Origin of the sequence: Hyphomicrobium album, from assembly GCF_009708035.1 — a bacterium.
GTDB lineage: Bacteria > Pseudomonadota > Alphaproteobacteria > Rhizobiales > Hyphomicrobiaceae > Hyphomicrobium_A > Hyphomicrobium_A album.
The window spans coordinates 2,333,245-2,349,325 of record NZ_WMBQ01000001.1 but is presented as its reverse complement, the minus strand read 5'-3'; the positions used below and the strand labels follow the sequence as shown (position 1 = coordinate 2,349,325).

The 16,081-nt window shown below is 66.3% G+C and carries 16 protein-coding genes; 11 read left to right on the top strand and 5 right to left on the bottom strand.

Annotation, left to right across the window (positions count from 1 at the left end):
• Positions 1–13 precede the first annotated feature (13 nt).
• From odhB to lpdA, 3 genes are read left to right on the top strand one after another with little or no spacing between them, the layout of a single operon-like run.
• Positions 14–1,285, top strand: a complete 1,272-nt coding sequence (odhB, locus tag GIW81_RS11145; protein ID WP_154739255.1) for a 2-oxoglutarate dehydrogenase complex dihydrolipoyllysine-residue succinyltransferase — start codon at positions 14–16, stop codon at positions 1,283–1,285.
• Positions 1,286–1,315: 30 nt separating this feature from the next.
• Positions 1,316–1,741, top strand: coding sequence for a VOC family protein (locus GIW81_RS11140; protein WP_154739254.1), 426 nt, complete (start codon positions 1,316–1,318; stop codon positions 1,739–1,741).
• A 13-nt stretch (positions 1,742–1,754) separates the two neighbouring features.
• A complete protein-coding gene (lpdA, locus tag GIW81_RS11135; protein WP_324614977.1) occupies positions 1,755–3,155 on the top strand; it encodes a dihydrolipoyl dehydrogenase in 1,401 nt (466 codons plus the stop codon).
• Positions 3,156–3,201: 46 nt separating this feature from the next.
• On the opposite strand, the gene GIW81_RS11130 is transcribed toward lpdA, so the two are convergent.
• The 4 genes from GIW81_RS11130 to GIW81_RS11115 form a co-directional block, all read right to left on the bottom strand.
• Positions 3,202–4,236 (bottom strand): TraB/GumN family protein, encoded by a 1,035-nt coding sequence (locus GIW81_RS11130; protein WP_154739252.1) that lies wholly within the window; start codon positions 4,234–4,236, stop codon positions 3,202–3,204.
• 122 nt (positions 4,237–4,358) lie between these two features.
• Positions 4,359–5,306: a tyrosine recombinase XerC gene (locus GIW81_RS11125; protein ID WP_154739251.1), complete on the bottom strand. Its 948-nt coding sequence runs from the start codon at positions 5,304–5,306 to the stop codon at positions 4,359–4,361.
• A 35-nt stretch (positions 5,307–5,341) separates the two neighbouring features.
• Entirely contained in the window at positions 5,342–5,668 is a 327-nt protein-coding gene (locus GIW81_RS11120; RefSeq protein WP_154739250.1) for a chaperone modulator CbpM, read from the bottom strand.
• 3 nt (positions 5,669–5,671) lie between these two features.
• Positions 5,672–6,637, bottom strand: a complete 966-nt coding sequence (locus GIW81_RS11115) for a DnaJ C-terminal domain-containing protein (protein WP_154739249.1) — start codon at positions 6,635–6,637, stop codon at positions 5,672–5,674.
• A gap of 209 nt (positions 6,638–6,846) precedes the next feature.
• On the opposite strand from GIW81_RS11115, the gene GIW81_RS11110 reads away from it, so the two are divergent.
• Together GIW81_RS11110 and GIW81_RS11105 are read left to right on the top strand one after the other, a co-directional pair.
• The gene (locus GIW81_RS11110; protein ID WP_154739248.1) at positions 6,847–9,072 is read left to right on the top strand and encodes a primosomal protein N'; all 2,226 of its coding nucleotides are present in this window, start codon (positions 6,847–6,849) and stop codon (positions 9,070–9,072) included.
• Positions 9,073–9,180: 108 nt separating this feature from the next.
• Positions 9,181–9,915 carry a hypothetical protein gene (locus GIW81_RS11105; RefSeq protein ID WP_154739247.1) on the top strand — a complete coding sequence of 245 codons (735 nt, stop codon included), beginning with the start codon at positions 9,181–9,183 and terminating at the stop codon, positions 9,913–9,915.
• 202 nt (positions 9,916–10,117) lie between these two features.
• On the opposite strand, the gene GIW81_RS11100 is transcribed toward GIW81_RS11105, so the two are convergent.
• Complete coding sequence (locus tag GIW81_RS11100; RefSeq protein ID WP_154739246.1) at positions 10,118–10,414, bottom strand: hypothetical protein; 297 nt, start codon at positions 10,412–10,414, stop codon at positions 10,118–10,120.
• 354 nt (positions 10,415–10,768) lie between these two features.
• Between GIW81_RS11100 and GIW81_RS11095 the strand changes: the two genes are divergently transcribed.
• The 6 genes from GIW81_RS11095 to GIW81_RS11070 all read left to right on the top strand — a co-directional run bounded on the left by GIW81_RS11095 (position 10,769) and on the right by GIW81_RS11070 (position 16,074).
• Positions 10,769–11,329 (top strand): F0F1 ATP synthase subunit delta, encoded by a 561-nt coding sequence (locus GIW81_RS11095; RefSeq protein ID WP_324614976.1) that lies wholly within the window; start codon positions 10,769–10,771, stop codon positions 11,327–11,329.
• A 105-nt stretch (positions 11,330–11,434) separates the two neighbouring features.
• Positions 11,435–12,967, top strand: coding sequence for a F0F1 ATP synthase subunit alpha (gene atpA, locus GIW81_RS11090; protein ID WP_154739244.1), 1,533 nt, complete (start codon positions 11,435–11,437; stop codon positions 12,965–12,967).
• Between the two features lie 37 nt (positions 12,968–13,004).
• A complete protein-coding gene (locus GIW81_RS11085) occupies positions 13,005–13,886 on the top strand; it encodes a F0F1 ATP synthase subunit gamma (protein ID WP_154739243.1) in 882 nt (293 codons plus the stop codon).
• Between the two features lie 16 nt (positions 13,887–13,902).
• Positions 13,903–14,307 carry an organic hydroperoxide resistance protein gene (locus GIW81_RS11080; protein ID WP_154739242.1) on the top strand — a complete coding sequence of 135 codons (405 nt, stop codon included), beginning with the start codon at positions 13,903–13,905 and terminating at the stop codon, positions 14,305–14,307.
• Between the two features lie 23 nt (positions 14,308–14,330).
• A complete protein-coding gene (gene atpD / locus GIW81_RS11075; protein WP_154739241.1) occupies positions 14,331–15,764 on the top strand; it encodes a F0F1 ATP synthase subunit beta in 1,434 nt (477 codons plus the stop codon).
• A 43-nt stretch (positions 15,765–15,807) separates the two neighbouring features.
• Positions 15,808–16,074, top strand: coding sequence for a hypothetical protein (locus GIW81_RS11070; RefSeq protein ID WP_229309146.1), 267 nt, complete (start codon positions 15,808–15,810; stop codon positions 16,072–16,074).
• The last annotated feature ends 7 nt before the right edge of the window (positions 16,075–16,081 follow it).

Below are 16,081 nucleotides of genomic sequence, written 5' to 3'. Positions count from 1 at the left end.
AGTGAGACGGAAGATGGCGACCGAAATTCGCGTGCCGACCCTGGGCGAGAGCATCACCGAGGCGACCGTCGGCAAGTGGTTCAAGAAGTCGGGTGACGCGGTGAAGGCGGACGAGCCGCTGGTCGAGCTGGAGACCGACAAGGTCACGGTCGAGGTGCCGGCGCCAGCCTCCGGCGTGCTCGACGATATCAAGGTGAGCGAGGGCCAGACCGTGTCGGTCGGCGCTTTGCTCGGAGCGATCCGTAACGGTGCCGCGGCAAGCGAGGCGAAGAGCGATAGGCCGGCGCCAGCACCGGCCGCGGCCAAGCCCACCGCTCAGGCTGAGAAGCCAGCTAAGAGCTCCGAGATGCCGCCGAGCCCAGCCGCGCGCAAGAAACTGGCCGAGGCAGGCATCGACGCCGCCGATGTGGTCGGCTCCGGCAAGCGCGGCCAGGTTCTGAAAGAGGACGTGGGGGCTGCGAAGGCGCCGGAGCCCGACGCCTCGCCAGCGCCGCCGGCAGCATCATCCTCGCCGCCGACGCGCGGGCTAGCCCCCATGCCGGTCCCAGTGCAGCACCTGCGCGTGCCCGCGCCGCCCAACGACGCGGCGCGCGAGGAACGCGTTCGCATGACCAAGCTGCGCCAGACCATCGCGCAGCGCTTGAAGGACGCGCAGAACACCGCCGCCATCCTGACGACGTTCAACGACGTCGACATGAGCGCCGTTATAAAATTACGCAACGATTACAAGGAGCTGTTCGAGAAGCGCCACGGCGTGAAGCTCGGCTTCATGGGCTTCTTCGTGAAAGCCTGCCTGCAGGCGCTGAAAGATGTCCCGGCCGTCAACGCCGAGATCGACGGCGACGAGATCGTCTACAAGAACTACTACCATATCGGCGTCGCCGTCGGCACCGAGCGCGGGCTCGTCGTGCCGGTGGTGCGCGAGGCGGACCGCATGAGCCTCGCCGAGATCGAGGCGCAGGTCACCGACTACGGCAAGCGGGCCCGGGACGGGAAGCTCGGCATCGAGGACATGTTGGGCGGCACCTTCACCATCACCAACGGCGGGGTCTACGGCTCGCTGCTGTCGACGCCGATTCTCAATGCGCCTCAATCGGGTATCCTCGGGATGCACCGCATCGAGGAGCGCCCGGTCGTCCGCAACGGGCAGGTCGTCGCCCGCCCCATGATGTACCTGGCCCTGAGCTACGACCACCGCATCGTCGACGGCAAGGACGCCGTGGCCTTCCTTGTTCGCGTCAAAGAATGTCTTGAAGATCCGCAGCGGTTTCTTCTTGAGCTCTGAGCCTGCTTTAATGGCGAGGGAGCATGTAGCATGGCGGAGGAAGACATTACTGCGTCGATCGAAGTCTACCTGACGGTAGCGAATGCGCTCGAGGCCATCGCCTTCTACGAAAAGGCGTTCGGCGCCAAGGTCGCCTACAAGGAGCTGACACCGGAGGGGCGCGTGCAGCACGCGACGCTCGTGGCGTTCGGCGGACATTTCATGCTGTCGGACTACTTCCCCGACTACATCACCGACGTGGCGCCGCGCGCGGCGGACTCGATGGGCAGCATGACGGTGCAGATCAACTTGGCGACGCCGCTGGAGGTCGATGGGGCGATCGCACGCGCCGTCGGAGCCGGGGCGACCGCCACGGCACCGGCGAGCGACACCTTCTGGGTGATGCGCTACGGACGCGTGCGCGACCCGTTCGGCTATGTGTGGGCGTTCAGCGCCCCGCTGCCGCTGGGACTTTGAACGGAGAAGAGCCGTGGCCACCTACGATCTGATCGTCATCGGCGCGGGGCCTGGCGGCTACGTGTGCGCAATCCGCGCCAGCCAGCTGGGCATGAAGGTGGCGATCGTCGAGAAGCGATCGACGTTCGGCGGCACCTGCCTCAACGTCGGTTGCATTCCCTCGAAGGCGCTGCTGCACGCGTCCGAGCTCTACGACGAGGCGGACAATCAGTTTGCCGCCATGGGCATCGACGTGAAGCCGAAGCTCAACCTCAAGCAGATGCTGACGTTCAAGGACGAGGCGGTGAAGGGCAACGTTGACGGCGTCGCCTTCCTTTTGCGCAAGAACAAAGTCGACCATTTTCACGGCACGGGCCGCATCAAGGCGCCGGGCCTCGTCGAGGTGACGTTCATCAACGGTGAGAAGCAGGACGTCGACGCAAAGTCGATCGTCATCGCCACCGGCTCGGCCGTGGCCAAGCTCCCCGGCATCGAGATCGACGAGGAAGCAATCGTCTCGTCTACCGGCGCGCTCTCGCTGCCGACAGCGCCGAAGCGCCTCTTGGTGATCGGCGCCGGCGTCATCGGGCTGGAGCTCGGCTCGGTGTGGCGTCGCCTCGGCTCGGAGGTGACGGTCGTCGAATATCTCGACCGCGTGCTGCCCGGCACCGACGCCGAGGTGGCCAAGCAGCTCCAGCGCATCCTCACCAAGCAGGGCATGGTGTTCAAGCTCGGCAGCAAGGTGACGGGCGTGAAGAAGAATGGCGCGGCGCAGGCCGTGACCATCGAGTCGGCGCAGGGCGGCGACAAGCAGACGCTCGAAGCCGACGTCGTGCTCGTCGCCATCGGCCGCGTGCCGTTCACCGACGGGTTGGGGCTCAGCGAGGCGGGCGTGAAGCTCGACAACCGCGGCCGCGCCGTCGTCGATGCGCACTATGCGACGAGCGTGTCGGGCATCTACGCCATCGGCGACGTGATCGATGGCCCGATGCTGGCGCACAAGGCCGAGGACGAGGGTATCGCGGTGGCCGAGATCCTCGCCGGGCAGGCGGGGCACGTGAACTACGACGTCATTCCGAACGTGATCTACACGGCGCCGGAGGTGGCGAGCGTCGGCAAATCGGAAGAGGAGCTGAAGGCCGCGGGCGTCGCCTACAAGGTCGGCAAGTTCCCGTTCACCGCCAACGGCCGCGCCAAGGCGAACCAGACAACCGACGGCTTCGTGAAGATCCTCGCCGACGCGGCGACGGACCGCGTGCTCGGCGTGCACATCATCGGCGCGGACGCTTCCGAGATGATTGCCGAGCCGTCGGTGCTGATGGAGTTCGGCGGTTCGGCGGAGGACCTGGCGCGCACCTGCCACGCGCATCCGACGCTCACCGAGGCGGTGAAAGAGGCGGCGATGGCCGTCGACAAGCGCGCCATTCATTTTTAGCGCGCCTTGCGACTCCCCCGCGGGGAGCCGGCCGCAAGGCGCATGGCTATTCGATCGGCGAGACGGTGTAGCCGCTCTCCCGCAGCAGGGCGACGAGGCCCTTGTCGCCCGGCAGATGCAGCGCGCCCACGGCGATGAACAAGCCGCCCTTGTCGAGCAAGGGCTCGGCGACGGCGGTCATCTTGACGTTGCGCTCCACGAGCAGCTTCTCCTGGAAGCCGGCGAAGGCCTGGTCGCTGACACCGGCCTCCCGCGCCATGGCGATCTGGAACGGCATCGCCGCGGTGATCTTGCGCGATACGTAGAGCTGCACCAGAGTTTCCATCATGTCGTTGGTGCGATCGGCGTACTTCAGGCTGGTGCGGAGCATGTCGAGCTGCTGCTGCTGGGGCACGGCGGCGAGCGATTCAAGCTGCGCCGGAATCGTCTCGAGGCCGACAACCTCCAGTCCGCGCGACTTGCCGAACTCGGCGATCTTCATGTCCAGCACGCGCGCGCCCTGCTGCACCTTGATGCGCTCGCAGTCCGACACCGACAGGATCATGGTGACGATCCACGGCTTGAACAGCGCCGCGAGGTCCACCGGCATGCCGGCGCGGACGACGACGTTCTTCACCGCGTCGTACTCGGTATTGGACAGGAGTTGGTCGAGACGCTGGCCGTCGGTGAACATGACGAGCGGCGCCGAGGACGCGATCACCGAGGAGGTCGCGCTCTCGGAAAGGTCGGAGACTTCCAGCGCGACGGTCTTGGCCTCGTTGAGAGCGGTTTTCACCGCAGGCGAGAGCGTGGTGACGCGCTCGTCTGTCAGGTGCACCGTGCCGAACAGGTACGATGCCGGGCGCCCTTGCTTCTCGACCTTCCAGAAGATGGCGCCGGCGTTCTTGGTCGCGGCGGCCTCCGCCATGATGCGGTTGTAGGTTTGCGGGTCGCGAGCGGCGGTCTCGGCCAGCATGTCGACGCCGTGACAGTTGGGCGTGGCCTCGTCCTTCTTGGTCTTATCGGCGGCGTGGACACCGGCGGGCGGCATGGCGAGGGCCATGGCGAAGACGGCGAAAATGAAACCCAAACGGCGACGCATGCTGCTTCTCAACTCCGGTGCAAGTGCGGGGAGCCCGCGTTTAGCGCGGACCGGCGGAAGAAAAGCGGCAAAAATGCGTCAAGGTTTATGCGCGCCGCCGGGATTGGCTGGAAACGCGGGCGTCAGGAGCGCGGGTGTGCGGCATCATAGACCGCGAGCAGACGATCGCGGTCGACCTCGGTGTAGACCTGCGTCGTCGACAGCGAGGCGTGGCCGAGCAGTTCCTGGATCTGCCGCAGATCGCCGCCGGCCGACAGAAGATGGGTCGCGAACGAGTGGCGCAACGCGTGCGGCGTCGCCGTGGGTGGGAGATCCAGCGCCTCGCGCAGCCGCTGCATGGCGAGCTGGATGATGCGCGGCGACAGCGGCCCTCCCTTGGCGCCGCGGAACAACGGTTCGTCGGGCACGAGCGGATATGGGCACAGCGCCACATAACGCGCGACGGCCTCGCGCACCACCGGCAGCACCGGGACGAGTCGTTCCTTGCCGCCCTTGCCCTTGATGCGCAGCACGTCACGCTCGGGCGTCGGGGCGTCCTTGGCGTTGAGGCTCATCGCCTCGGCGATGCGTAGGCCCGAGCCGTAGAGCAGCATCAGGACCGCGGCGTCGCGCGCCATCACCCAGTCGAGCTCGGCTCCCGCGCCTGGATCGACGACATCGGCCGCCTTGGCGACGGTGAGCGGCTTCGGCACCGAGTGCGGGATCTTCGGCATGGCAAGCTGCAGGATGGTCCGGTTCTCGATCAGCTTCTGCGCCTCGAGCCAGCGGAATAGCTGACGCAGCGCCGAGAGCGAGCGGGCGAGCGAGCGGCTGACGGCGCCGCTGCGCCGGCGCGAGGCGAGGAAGCCGCGAAAGGTCTTGAGGTCGAGGTGCGCTAAGTCGGCGAGGCAGGGCGCATGGCCGAGCTGCTGGCCGAGGAACGCGAGAAACTGGCGCACGTCGCGCGCGTAGGCTTCGAGCGTTTTCTCGGCGTGGCCGCGCTCATGCTGCAGGTGCGACAGCCAGGCGCCGACGGCGCGCTCGAGGTCGGCGCTCAGCGGCAGCTCCAGTTCAGCGATCTCTTCCGACATGCGCCGGAAGCTAGCCGATTCGCGCGGCGCAACGGTTAATCGGCGTCGTCAGGATCGGGGCGACGCGAGGTGGCGCGAACGCGCGCCTCGAGCGCATCGATGCGGTCGAGCAGCTGCAACGCGAGCGCGACGCCCGGCAGGTTCACGCCCAGATCGTTCTGCAGCCGCCGGGCCTTCTCGACGCGGACTATGGTCGTCGCCGCGAACCGCCACTGCGGAGCGGGCGTGCGGGGCTCGATCACGCCTTCGTCGACCAGCTCCATCACCCACTCCGCATGCACGCGGCAGGTGCGCGTGAGGTCGGCGAGGCTGATTTCCTCCTCGTCGAGGATGACGACGGTCTGTTTCGGGTTTGCTGGCATCGCTTACACTCCCAAGCCGGCGCGCGGATCGAAAGGTAGATCGCGCTCCATCTGCTGGTAGATTTCCTTGGCCTTGTCGGTATTGGCGGGCGGCAGCTCGATCCTCAAGACCGCGTGCAGATCGCCCGGCGGATTGCCCGGGATGCCCTTGCCCTTGAGGCGCATGGTGCGGCTCTTGGTGGTGTTCGGTGGGATCTTGAGCATGACGGCGCCTTCCGGCGTCGGACATTTGACGCTCGCGCCGAGCGCCGCTTCCCACGGTGCAATGGGCAGATCGAGCGACACGTCCTTGCCCTCGACCCGGAAGATGGGGTCGGGTGCGAAGGCAATTTCCAGATACAGATCGCCGGGCTGCCCCTTGCCGATGCCGGGCGAGCCTTGTCCGGCGAGGCGGATGTGCTGGCCCTCGCGCACGCCCTTGGGAATGGTGACGGAGAGCGTGCGCTCCTTCACCGCGACGTGGCCCGAGTCATCGAGCTCCGGGGCACGCAGGGTGATCTCGCGCTTGGCGCCGGTATAGGCGTCGCGCAGGCTGATGACGACCTTGGCGTGATGATCCTCGCCCTGGGCGCTGTATTCGCGGCGCGAGAAGCCGCCGCGGCCGCCACGAGCGCCCCCGCCGGCTCGCGCCTGCCCGAACAAACCCTCGAAGAAATCGCCGAACTGAGCACTGTCGGCGTTGGTGTAGCCGCCGCCGGAGAACTCGAAGCCCTGGTCCCAATTGGGCGGGGGGCGAAAATCCTGGCCCTGCTTCCAGTTGGCGCCGAGCTCGTTGTAGGCGGCGCGCTTTTCCGGGTCCTTCAGGACCTCATAGGCTTCGCCCGCATCCTTGAACTTGGCTTCGGCGTCCGCTTCCTTGCTCACGTCCGGATGATAGGTGCGCGCCAGCTTGCGATAGGCGCGCTTGATGTCGTCCTGGCTGGCGTTGCGGTCGACGCCGAGGATTTTGTAGTAGTCCTTATATTCCATGGGGCAACGCGTTCCTCAGGGAGGCCGGCAGAGCCGCCACCATAGCGGGCGGCTCTCGATCCCCGGTTAATCTGTGGTATCGGCAAGCAATATTGGCGCTCGTGAGCGCCGATCAAAGGTCCGCGCGGCGAGCGCCTTGGGACAGCCGTCCGCAACGCCTACTTTCACTCCTTCGATTCGTTCGCGCTGCAGGGGGTAGTCTGGCGCCGATGCAAGGTCTGTTCGAGCCGCTGGAGACGGAGACGCGCGAGGGTGCTCAGCTGGCGCCGGTCGTGCTCGCTGTCGCGCTCGATCAGACGTACGACTACATCGTGCCGGCGGGGCTGGAGGTTGAGCCGGGTTGCTTCGTGCTCGTGCCGTTCGGCCCGCAGAGCCGCATCGGCGTCGTGTGGGATAAGTCGGTAGGTGAGCCGGGGAAGCCCGTCGATCCCAAGAAGCTGAAAGTCATCACTGCGCGTCTCGACGCGCCGCCGCTGCCCGAGATCTCGCTGCGCTTCGCCGAGTGGATCGCCAAGTACACGCTGGCGCCGCTCGGGATGACGGTGCGCATGCTGATGAGCGCGCGCGCCGTGTTCGAGCCGCAGAAGCCGCGCTTCGGCGTGACGATCGTCGGAGGGGCGGCCGAGCCGCCACGTATGACACCGGCGCGCCAGCGGGCCCTGGAGATTGCCGCCGACGGCGCGATCCGTGCCAAGGCGGCGCTCGCCGCGGCATCGTCATGCTCGACCGGCGTCGTCGACGGGCTCGTCGCCTCGGGCAACCTCGTCGAGGTCGCCATCCCCGAGAAGCGCCCGCCGGTGCCGGACCCGTGCCACCGCGTCACCGAGTTCTCGCCCGAGCAGGACGCGGCCGTGCACGCGCTGCGCTCGGCCGTCGACGGGGCGAATTTCTCCGTGTCGCTGCTCGATGGTGTTACGGGCTCCGGCAAGACGGAGGTCTATTTCGAGGCGGTGGCGCGCACGCTCGAGCGCGGCCACCAGGCACTCATCATGCTGCCTGAGATCGCGCTCACCGATCAGTTCATGCGCCGCTTCGAAGCGCGTTTCGGCGCGCCGCCCGTCGAATGGCACTCGGCGCTGTCGGGCCCGGAGCGCGGCCGGGTGTGGAAGCAGACGGCGACGGGCGAAGCGCGGGTCGTGGTCGGGGCGCGCTCGGCGCTGTTCCTGCCGTTCTCCGACCTCGGCCTCATCATCGTCGATGAAGAGCACGACGCCGGCTACAAGCAGGACGACCGCGTGCACTATCAGGCGCGCGACATGGCGGTGGTGCGCGGCAGCCTCGGAGCGTTTCCGGTCATCCTCGCCTCGGCGACGCCGGCGATCGAGACGCACGTCAACGCGCGCACCGGGCGCTATCGCCACGTCGTGCTGCCGGGACGCTTCTCCGGCGCATCGCTGCCCGACGTCACGCCGATCGATCTGCGGGTGACGCCGCCCGACAAGGGGAAGTGGCTGGCGCCGCCGCTGGTCGACGCCATCACCAAGACGATGGCGGACGGGCAGCAGTCGCTGCTGTTCCTCAATCGCCGCGGCTACGCCCCGCTCACCCTGTGCCGCTCGTGCGGGCACCGCATCGATTGTCCGCAATGCACCGCCTGGCTGGTCGAGCACCGGTTCCGCGGCAAGCTGCACTGCCACCACTGCGGCTTTTCCATTCCGCTGCCGGAGAAGTGCCCGAAGTGCGCCGAGCCCGGGTCGCTCGTCGCCTGCGGTCCCGGTGTGGAGCGCGTCGCCGAAGAGGTGGCCGAGCGCTTCCCGGGCGCCCGCGTGGCGCTGCTGTCGTCGGACCTCATTCCCGGCCTCACCGAGATGCGCGACATGATCCGCAACATCGAGGCAGGCGGCATCGACATCGTCATCGGCACGCAGATGGTGGCCAAGGGCCACCACTTCCCCAACCTCGCCACGGTGGGCATCGTCGACGGCGACTTAGGATTGGCGCAGGGCGCCGACCCGCGCGCCGGCGAGCGCACGTTTCAGCTGTTGCATCAGGTGACGGGCCGCGCCGGCCGCGCTCTGACCGAGGGGCGCGGCTACGTGCAGACGCACATGCCGGAACACCCGGTGATGCAGGCGATCATCTCCGGCGATCGCGAGGCTTTTCTCGAGGCCGAGATCGCCAACCGTCGCAAGGGGCTGCTGCCGCCGTATGGCCGGCTCGTGGCGCTGGTGGTGGCGGCGCGCGACAAGGAGACGGCGCAACTCGTGGCGCGCGACATCGCGCATCGGGCGCCGCGTTCGGAAAAGATCGAGGTGCTGGGTCCGGCCGAGGCGCCGCTCGCCGTCATTCGCGGACGGCACCGCTGGCGGCTTCTGGTGAAGGCGCCGCGCGAGATCGACGTGCAGGCCTACCTGCGCGCGTGGCTCGCCGACCTGCCGCCGCTCAAGGGCGACATCAAGCTCACCGTCGACATCGACCCGTATAGCTTTTTATAGCTCTGCCCCGATGGAGCGGGCAGAGCGTCCGCTACTGATCCCAAATGGAAATGGCCCCGCCAGCGTTCTGGCTCTGCCAGAATCGACAACAAGGCGGTATTAGTTTCCATGACACGCGCCGCCAGACTGCCTCCGCCGCCCGGCTGGGGCGATGACGAACTTTCAGCCTTCCTCGAATCCGCGCACCAGAACCAGTACGCGACCTTTGTTGGGAAACGCGACACCATGGCCAAACTCGTCTCCATGGACGCGTTGTTCGCCAGGGTGACGAAGGACTGGATTAATCCTCCTAGCCAGATCCTCGCGATGCTGTTCATTCGCTGCCACGGTGCCTATCGGACAGCTTGCTCGCTCGCCATGTCGGGTCAGGCGGCGGAGTGCTACGTCCAGTGCCGCTCCGTGCTCGAATACGCGGCCTACGGCGTGCATATCAACCGCAACCCTTCGCTGGGCAATGTCTGGCTGGACCGCCACGTGGACGAGGCAGGCCTAAAGGCATCCAAGAAAGCGTTCCAGCACGTGGCGGTGGTCGACTCCGTCAAGGCGGCGAACCGGCATGCCGCAGAGCGTTTTGAAACGATCTACCAGCGCACAATCGACTTTGGCGGCCATCCGAATGAGCGGTCGGTGACTGCCAACATACAGGTGACCGAAGAACCCGATCGCCGCCAGATGCTTGCCATCCTGTTGCACGGCGACGGGGTGCAGCTCGACATGGCGCTGAAGACGGTAGCGCAGTGCGGGATGATCGCGCTCGAACTACTCGAAACGATCTACGGCCCGAAGTTCCAATTGCTCGGCATCAAGACGGCGATGCTGGATCTCCGCAGAAGAGGAATCTAGTGGAGAGCCTTGGACGGTAGCCACGCCGGCGCATGGACCCATTGCGGTTCGCTGGCCCGGAAAATAAATGGGCCGGACCTGGGGGGAAGGTCCGGCCCGGACTGGCGCGAGGGTGGGAGCGCACAGCCAAAATCACTTGGTGTAGAAACCAGTCGCCGGAGGTCCCCGCGACCTCCGGCCCGGAGGCGACTGCCGCTGATGGCTAGCGGCGCGACGCCTCCGAAGCGATGATACCGAGCATCAGGGCCGCGGCACCGATGGCGATGTACTTGCCGGTGTTGTTCTTCTTCTTGCGGGCGTAGTAGCGGTCGCGACCGCCGCGGTAACCGTAGTCGCCACCGTCATAGCCGCGCGAGTAGTGGCGGCCGCCGCCGTAACCGCCGCCGCCATATCCGCGGTAGCCGTCGTGGGCGCTGGCGGCAGTGGTGAGGGTGCCGAGGCTCGTCACGGCAAGCGCGATGGCCGTGGCGACCGACGTGAACTTGCGCGAAATGGTCATTTGCTTCCCCTAGCCCGATCTCTCGGTTTCGTTTCGTTGCCGGTTGCCTCACCGGCGATGAGGGGCATTCAATACTTTCTGGCGTGAACCCGTTCTGAAGGGAGCGTGCAGCTTCTGTTCATCTTCAAAAAAAAGCCGCGCGGGGACCCGCCGTATGCGGCATTCCGGCGCCTATCCCCCGTTGAAGGCCTGCGCCGTGCATGTTAGAGAACCCGCGCACTTTAGGGGGTGCCGGAGCTGGGTGGGCTCGCGGCTGCCTTTTGTGCGAACGAAATTCCTCAAAGCGGGGGAGGGTGCTGGGCCGGCCAAACTGGCCCGGAGCCCCCGTATTGGCCGCCGGCGAGAGCGTTTGACGTGGCAACGGAAAATCAAATGACGTCAGGTGTGGCGGGGCGTTACGCCTCGGCGCTTTTCGATTTGGCACGCGAGCAGAACGAGCTCGACAAGGTCGATCAGGATCTCTCCAAAGTGCAGGCGATGCTCGACCAGAGCGCCGATCTGAAGCGGCTGGTCAACAGCCCGGCGTTTGCCGCCGAGGATCAGCAGCGCGCCCTCAAGGCGGTCATGGATTGGGCCGCCGTCGGCGCCACGACCAGCAACTTCCTCAGCGTCGTCGCCCGCAACCGGCGCCTCTTCGCCGCCGAGGACATGATCAAGGGTTTCCGCCAGCAGCTTGCCCTCCATCGCGGCGAGATGACGGCTGAGGTGCAGACGGCCGTGGCGCTCAATGACGGGCAGCTCGCCGCCCTCAAGGAAAAGCTGAAGTCGTCGTTCGGCAAGGACGTGCGGCTCAACACGAAAGTCGACCCCTCGCTGCTCGGCGGCTTGGTGGTCAAGGTCGGCAGCCGGATGTTCGATTCCTCGCTGCGGACCAAACTGATGAACCTGAAAGTCGTGCTGAAGGGAACCGGCTGATCGGAGGAACGCGCCGCGGGATGACCGCGGCCGTTTTTGCGATAGGCACCCCGGCGCCGCGGGCGCCAGCACGAAGCAAGAAGCACTGATAGGGAAGAGGCAAGTATGGACATCCGGGCCGCAGAGATCTCCTCGATCCTCAAGGACCAGATCAAGAATTTCGGCAAGGAAGCCGAGGTCTCCGAAATCGGCCAGGTGCTGTCGGTGGGCGACGGCATCGCCCGCGTCTATGGCCTCGACAACGTCCAAGCCGGCGAGCTGGTGGAATTCCCCGGCGGCATCAGCGGCATGGCCTTGAACCTCGAAGCCGACAACGTCGGCGTCGTGATCTTCGGCGACGACCGCGGCATCAAGGAAGGCGACACCGTCAAGCGTACGGGCGCCATCGTCGAGGTTCCGGTCGGCAAGGGTCTTCTGGGCCGCGTCGTCGACGCTCTCGGCAACCCGATCGACGGCAAGGGCCCGATCAAGTTCGACAAGAAGATGCGCGTCGACGTGAAGGCGCCTGGCATCCTGCCGCGCAAGTCGGTGCACGAGCCGATGGCGACCGGCCTCAAGGCCGTCGACGCGCTCATCCCCGTCGGCCGCGGCCAGCGCGAGCTGATCATCGGCGACCGCCAAACCGGCAAGACCGCGATCATCCTCGACACCATCCTCAATCAGAAGTCGATCAACGCCAGCGGCGACGAGAAGGCCAAGCTCTACTGCGTCTACGTCGCGGTCGGCCAGAAGCGCTCCACAGTCGCCCAGTTCGTGAAGGTGCTGGAGGAGCAGGGCGCCCTCGAGTACTCGATCATCGTCGCCGCCACCGCCTCGGAGCCCGCGCCGCTGCAGTATCTCGCGCCGTTCACCGGCTGCACGATGGGCGAGTACTTCCGCGACAACGGCATGCACGCCGTGATCGCCTATGACGACCTCTCCAAGCAGGCCGTCGCCTACCGCCAGATGTCGCTCCTGCTGCGTCGCCCGCCGGGCCGCGAAGCCTATCCGGGCGACGTGTTCTATCTCCACTCGCGCCTGCTCGAGCGCGCCGCCAAGCTCAACGACGACCACGGCGGCGGCTCGCTCACCGCCCTCCCCGTCATCGAGACGCAGGCCAACGACGTGTCGGCCTACATTCCGACGAACGTGATCTCGATCACCGACGGCCAGATCTTCCTCGAGACCGACCTCTTCTATCAGGGCATCCGTCCGGCCGTTAACGTCGGTCTGTCGGTGTCGCGCGTCGGCTCCTCGGCGCAGACCAAGGCCATGAAGCAGGTTGCCGGCAAGATCAAAGGCGAGCTCGCCCAGTATCGCGAGATGGCCGCCTTCGCCCAGTTCGGCTCCGACCTCGACGCGGCGACGCAGAAGATGCTTGCCCGCGGCGCCCGCCTCACCGAGCTCCTGAAGCAGCCGCAGTTCTCGCCGCTGAAGATGGAAGAGCAGGTGGCGGTGATCTTCTCTGGCACGCGCGGCTATCTCGACGCGATCCCGACCGCCTCGGTCAACAAGTTCGAGCAGGACCTGCTGCGTCTGCTGCGCACCGACGGCAACGAGATTCTCGAGGACATCCGCACCAAGAAAGCGCTGTCCGAGGAGACCGAGAAGAAGCTCGTCGCCTTCCTCGACAAGTTCGCGAAGGGCTTTACGGCGTAAGCGGTTGCGGAACTGGCAATAAGGAAGGCGCGGCCCGATGCCGAGCTTAAAAGACCTCAGAAACCGCATCACCTCGGTGAAGGCGACACGTAAGATCACCAAGGCGATGCAGATGGTCGCCGCGGCGAAGCTGCGCCGCGCGCAGGAAATCGCCACCGCGGCGCGTCCCTACGCCGACCGCATGGACCAGATGATCGCCAGCCTCGGCTCGCGCGTCGTCGACAAGGGTTCGGCGCCGCTTCTCGCGGGCACGGGCCGGGACCAGGTACACCTGATGGTGGTGATGACCGGCGAGCGTGGCCTTGCCGGTGGTTTCAACACCAACATCTCCAAGCTCGCCCGGCAGGACGCGCAGCGGCTTATGGCCGACGGCAAGACCGTCAAGATGCTGATGGTCGGCCGCAAGGGCGCCGAGGCGCTGAAGCGCGAGTTCGGCAAGTTCTACATCGACCGTATCGACCTGCGCGCCGTGCGCCAGATCGCTTTCGCCAACGCCGACGAGATCGCCCGCAAGCTGCTGCAACTCTACGAGGCCGGTGAGTTCGACGTGGCGACGCTCTACTTCTCGCAGTTCAAGAGCGTCATCGCGCAGAAGCCGACGGCGCTGCAGCTCATCCCGGCCAAGCTCCCGGCCGCCAAGCCGCAGGGCACCGGCAACGCCGAGGCGATCCACGAGTACGAGCCGTCCGAGGAAGAAGTCCTCGGCGATCTCGTCACCCTCAACATCTCGACGCAGATTTTCCGCGGCCTGCTCGAAAACGTCGCTTCGTTCTACGGCGCGCAGATGAGCGCCATGGATTCGGCGACGCGCAACGCCGGCGAGATGATCGACAAGCTGACGTTGAAGTACAACCGCACCCGCCAGGCGATGATCACGAAAGAACTCATCGAGATCATCTCGGGCGCCGAGGCGCTGTAGAGATCGGAGGCGTACCATGGCCTACACGACCACAGCCACGACCAAGGGCGGCCGCGACGGTCGCGCCGTCCTCGACGAGGGCAAGCTGGCGCTCGCCATGGCGCTGCCGAAGGAAATGGGCGGCTCCGGCGAAGGCCACAACCCCGAGCAGCTGTTCGCGCTCGGCTGGTCGTCTTGTTTCGGACAGGCGATCCTGTTGCTCGCCAAGAAGCACGGCCTCGACGGCCAGGCGGCGAAGGTCACCGTGTCGATCGGCATCGATAAGGACGCCACCAGCTTCGGGCTCAAGGCCGACATCAAGCTCGCGATCCCCGGCGCCGAGAAAGACAAGCTCGAGGCGCTGCTGAAGGACGCCCACGAAATCTGCCCGTACTCGAAGGCGACGCGCGGAAACATTCCCGTGACGCTGTCGGTCGCCTAAAAACCTTTCTGTTGGAGACGCAAATGGCAAGCAAAGTTGGTCGCATCCGCCAGGTCACGGGCGCCGTCGTCGACGTGCAGTTCGACGACCACCTGCCGGCAATCTTGAACGCTCTCGAGACCAACAACCAGGGCAACCGGCTCGTGCTCGAGGTCGCCCAGCACCTCGGCGAGAACACGGTGCGCACCATCGCCATGGACTCGTCGGAAGGTCTCGTGCGCGGCCAGGAAGTGCGCGACACCGGCTCGCCGATCATGGTTCCGGTGGGTGACGAGACGCTCGGCCGCATCATCAACGTCATCGGCGAGCCGGTCGACGAGGCAGGGCCCGTCAAGACGAGCGAAAGGCGCCCGATTCACGCGCCGGCTCCGACGTTCGCCGAGCAGGCGTCGGAAGCGCAGATCCTCGTCACCGGCATCAAGGTCGTCGATCTTCTCGCGCCCTACGCCAAGGGCGGCAAGATCGGCCTGTTCGGCGGCGCCGGTGTCGGCAAGACCGTGCTCATCATGGAGCTGATCAACAACGTCGCCAAGGCGCACGGCGGTTACTCGGTGTTCGCCGGTGTCGGCGAGCGCACGCGCGAGGGTAACGATCTTTATCACGAGATGATCGAATCCCACGTCAACCTCGACCCCAAGAAGAACAACGGCTCGACCGCCGGCTCGAAGTGCGCGCTGGTGTACGGCCAGATGAACGAGCCGCCCGGCGCCCGCATGCGCGTTGCGCTTTCGGGCCTCACGGTCGCCGAGTACTTCCGCGATAAGGGCCAGGACGTGCTGTTCTTCATCGACAACATCTTCCGCTTTACGCAGGCGGGCTCCGAGGTGTCAGCGCTTCTCGGCCGTATTCCCTCGGCCGTCGGCTATCAGCCCACGCTGGCGACTGACATGGGCGCCCTGCAGGAGCGCATCACCACCACGCAGAAGGGCTCGATCACCTCGGTGCAGGCCATCTACGTGCCGGCCGACGACTTGACCGACCCGGCGCCGGCAACGTCGTTCGCCCACTTGGACGCCACGACGGTTCTGTCGCGCGCCATCTCGGAAAAGGGCATCTACCCGGCCGTCGACCCGCTCGACTCCACGTCGCGCATGCTCGACCCGCGCATCGTCGGCGAGGAGCACTATCAGGTCGCCCGCCAGGTGCAGCAGATCCTGCAGCGCTACAAGGCCCTGCAGGACATCATCGCCATTCTTGGCATGGACGAGCTCTCCGAGGACGACAAGCAGATCGTCGCCCGCGCCCGCAAGATCGAGCGCTTCCTCTCGCAGCCCTTCCACGTCGCCGAGGTGTTCACCGGCTCGCCCGGCAAGCTCGTGTCGCTCGCCGATACGATCAAGGGCTTCAAGGGCCTCTGCAACGGCGAGTACGATCACCTGCCCGAGCAGGCGTTCTACATGGTCGGCAACATCGAGGAAGCCAAGGCGAAGGCCGAGAAGCTGGCTGAAGCGGCGTAAGCACTGAACCGGGCCCGAAGGGCCCCTCGACGAGGACAGCGACATGGCCGTGGACGCACCGGGCGCAGCGCAGGGCTTCGGCTCCTGCTGTGCCGAACTGAAGGACGCGATGAGCGGCGAGGAGTTCGAGCCCCTGATCACGGCGGGCGAGGACGGCGTGCTCTACATGTCGGTCGGCCTCATCGACCTCGAGGACGAGGAGCCGGGGATGGTCGACCATCCGCTGTTCTTCTGCCCGTTCTGCGGAACGAAGCTGCAGACCGTCGAGGAAGTGCGCGCCAAGACCGGCGACAACGGTGCCGACGACTGACAGGGTA

Excerpts from the sequence above, each read along its gene's own strand:
- GIW81_RS11105 (WP_154739247.1), top strand. The coding sequence starts at position 9,181 with ATGACACGCGCCGCCAGACTGCCTCCGCCGCCCGGCTGGGGCGATGAC.
- odhB (WP_154739255.1), top strand. The coding sequence starts at position 14 with ATGGCGACCGAAATTCGCGTGCCGACCCTGGGCGAGAGCATCACCGAG.
- GIW81_RS11125 (WP_154739251.1), bottom strand. The coding sequence starts at position 5,306 with ATGTCGGAAGAGATCGCTGAACTGGAGCTGCCGCTGAGCGCCGACCTC.
- atpA (WP_154739244.1), top strand. The coding sequence starts at position 11,435 with ATGGACATCCGGGCCGCAGAGATCTCCTCGATCCTCAAGGACCAGATC.
- GIW81_RS11080 (WP_154739242.1), top strand. The coding sequence starts at position 13,903 with ATGGCCTACACGACCACAGCCACGACCAAGGGCGGCCGCGACGGTCGC.
- GIW81_RS11110 (WP_154739248.1), top strand. The coding sequence starts at position 6,847 with ATGCAAGGTCTGTTCGAGCCGCTGGAGACGGAGACGCGCGAGGGTGCT.
- GIW81_RS11130 (WP_154739252.1), bottom strand. The coding sequence starts at position 4,236 with ATGCGTCGCCGTTTGGGTTTCATTTTCGCCGTCTTCGCCATGGCCCTC.
- GIW81_RS11115 (WP_154739249.1), bottom strand. The coding sequence starts at position 6,637 with ATGGAATATAAGGACTACTACAAAATCCTCGGCGTCGACCGCAACGCC.
- atpD (WP_154739241.1), top strand. The coding sequence starts at position 14,331 with ATGGCAAGCAAAGTTGGTCGCATCCGCCAGGTCACGGGCGCCGTCGTC.
- GIW81_RS11100 (WP_154739246.1), bottom strand. The coding sequence starts at position 10,414 with ATGACCATTTCGCGCAAGTTCACGTCGGTCGCCACGGCCATCGCGCTT.
- GIW81_RS11120 (WP_154739250.1), bottom strand. The coding sequence starts at position 5,668 with ATGCCAGCAAACCCGAAACAGACCGTCGTCATCCTCGACGAGGAGGAA.
- GIW81_RS11085 (WP_154739243.1), top strand. The coding sequence starts at position 13,005 with ATGCCGAGCTTAAAAGACCTCAGAAACCGCATCACCTCGGTGAAGGCG.
- GIW81_RS11140 (WP_154739254.1), top strand. The coding sequence starts at position 1,316 with ATGGCGGAGGAAGACATTACTGCGTCGATCGAAGTCTACCTGACGGTA.
- GIW81_RS11070 (WP_229309146.1), top strand. The coding sequence starts at position 15,808 with ATGGCCGTGGACGCACCGGGCGCAGCGCAGGGCTTCGGCTCCTGCTGT.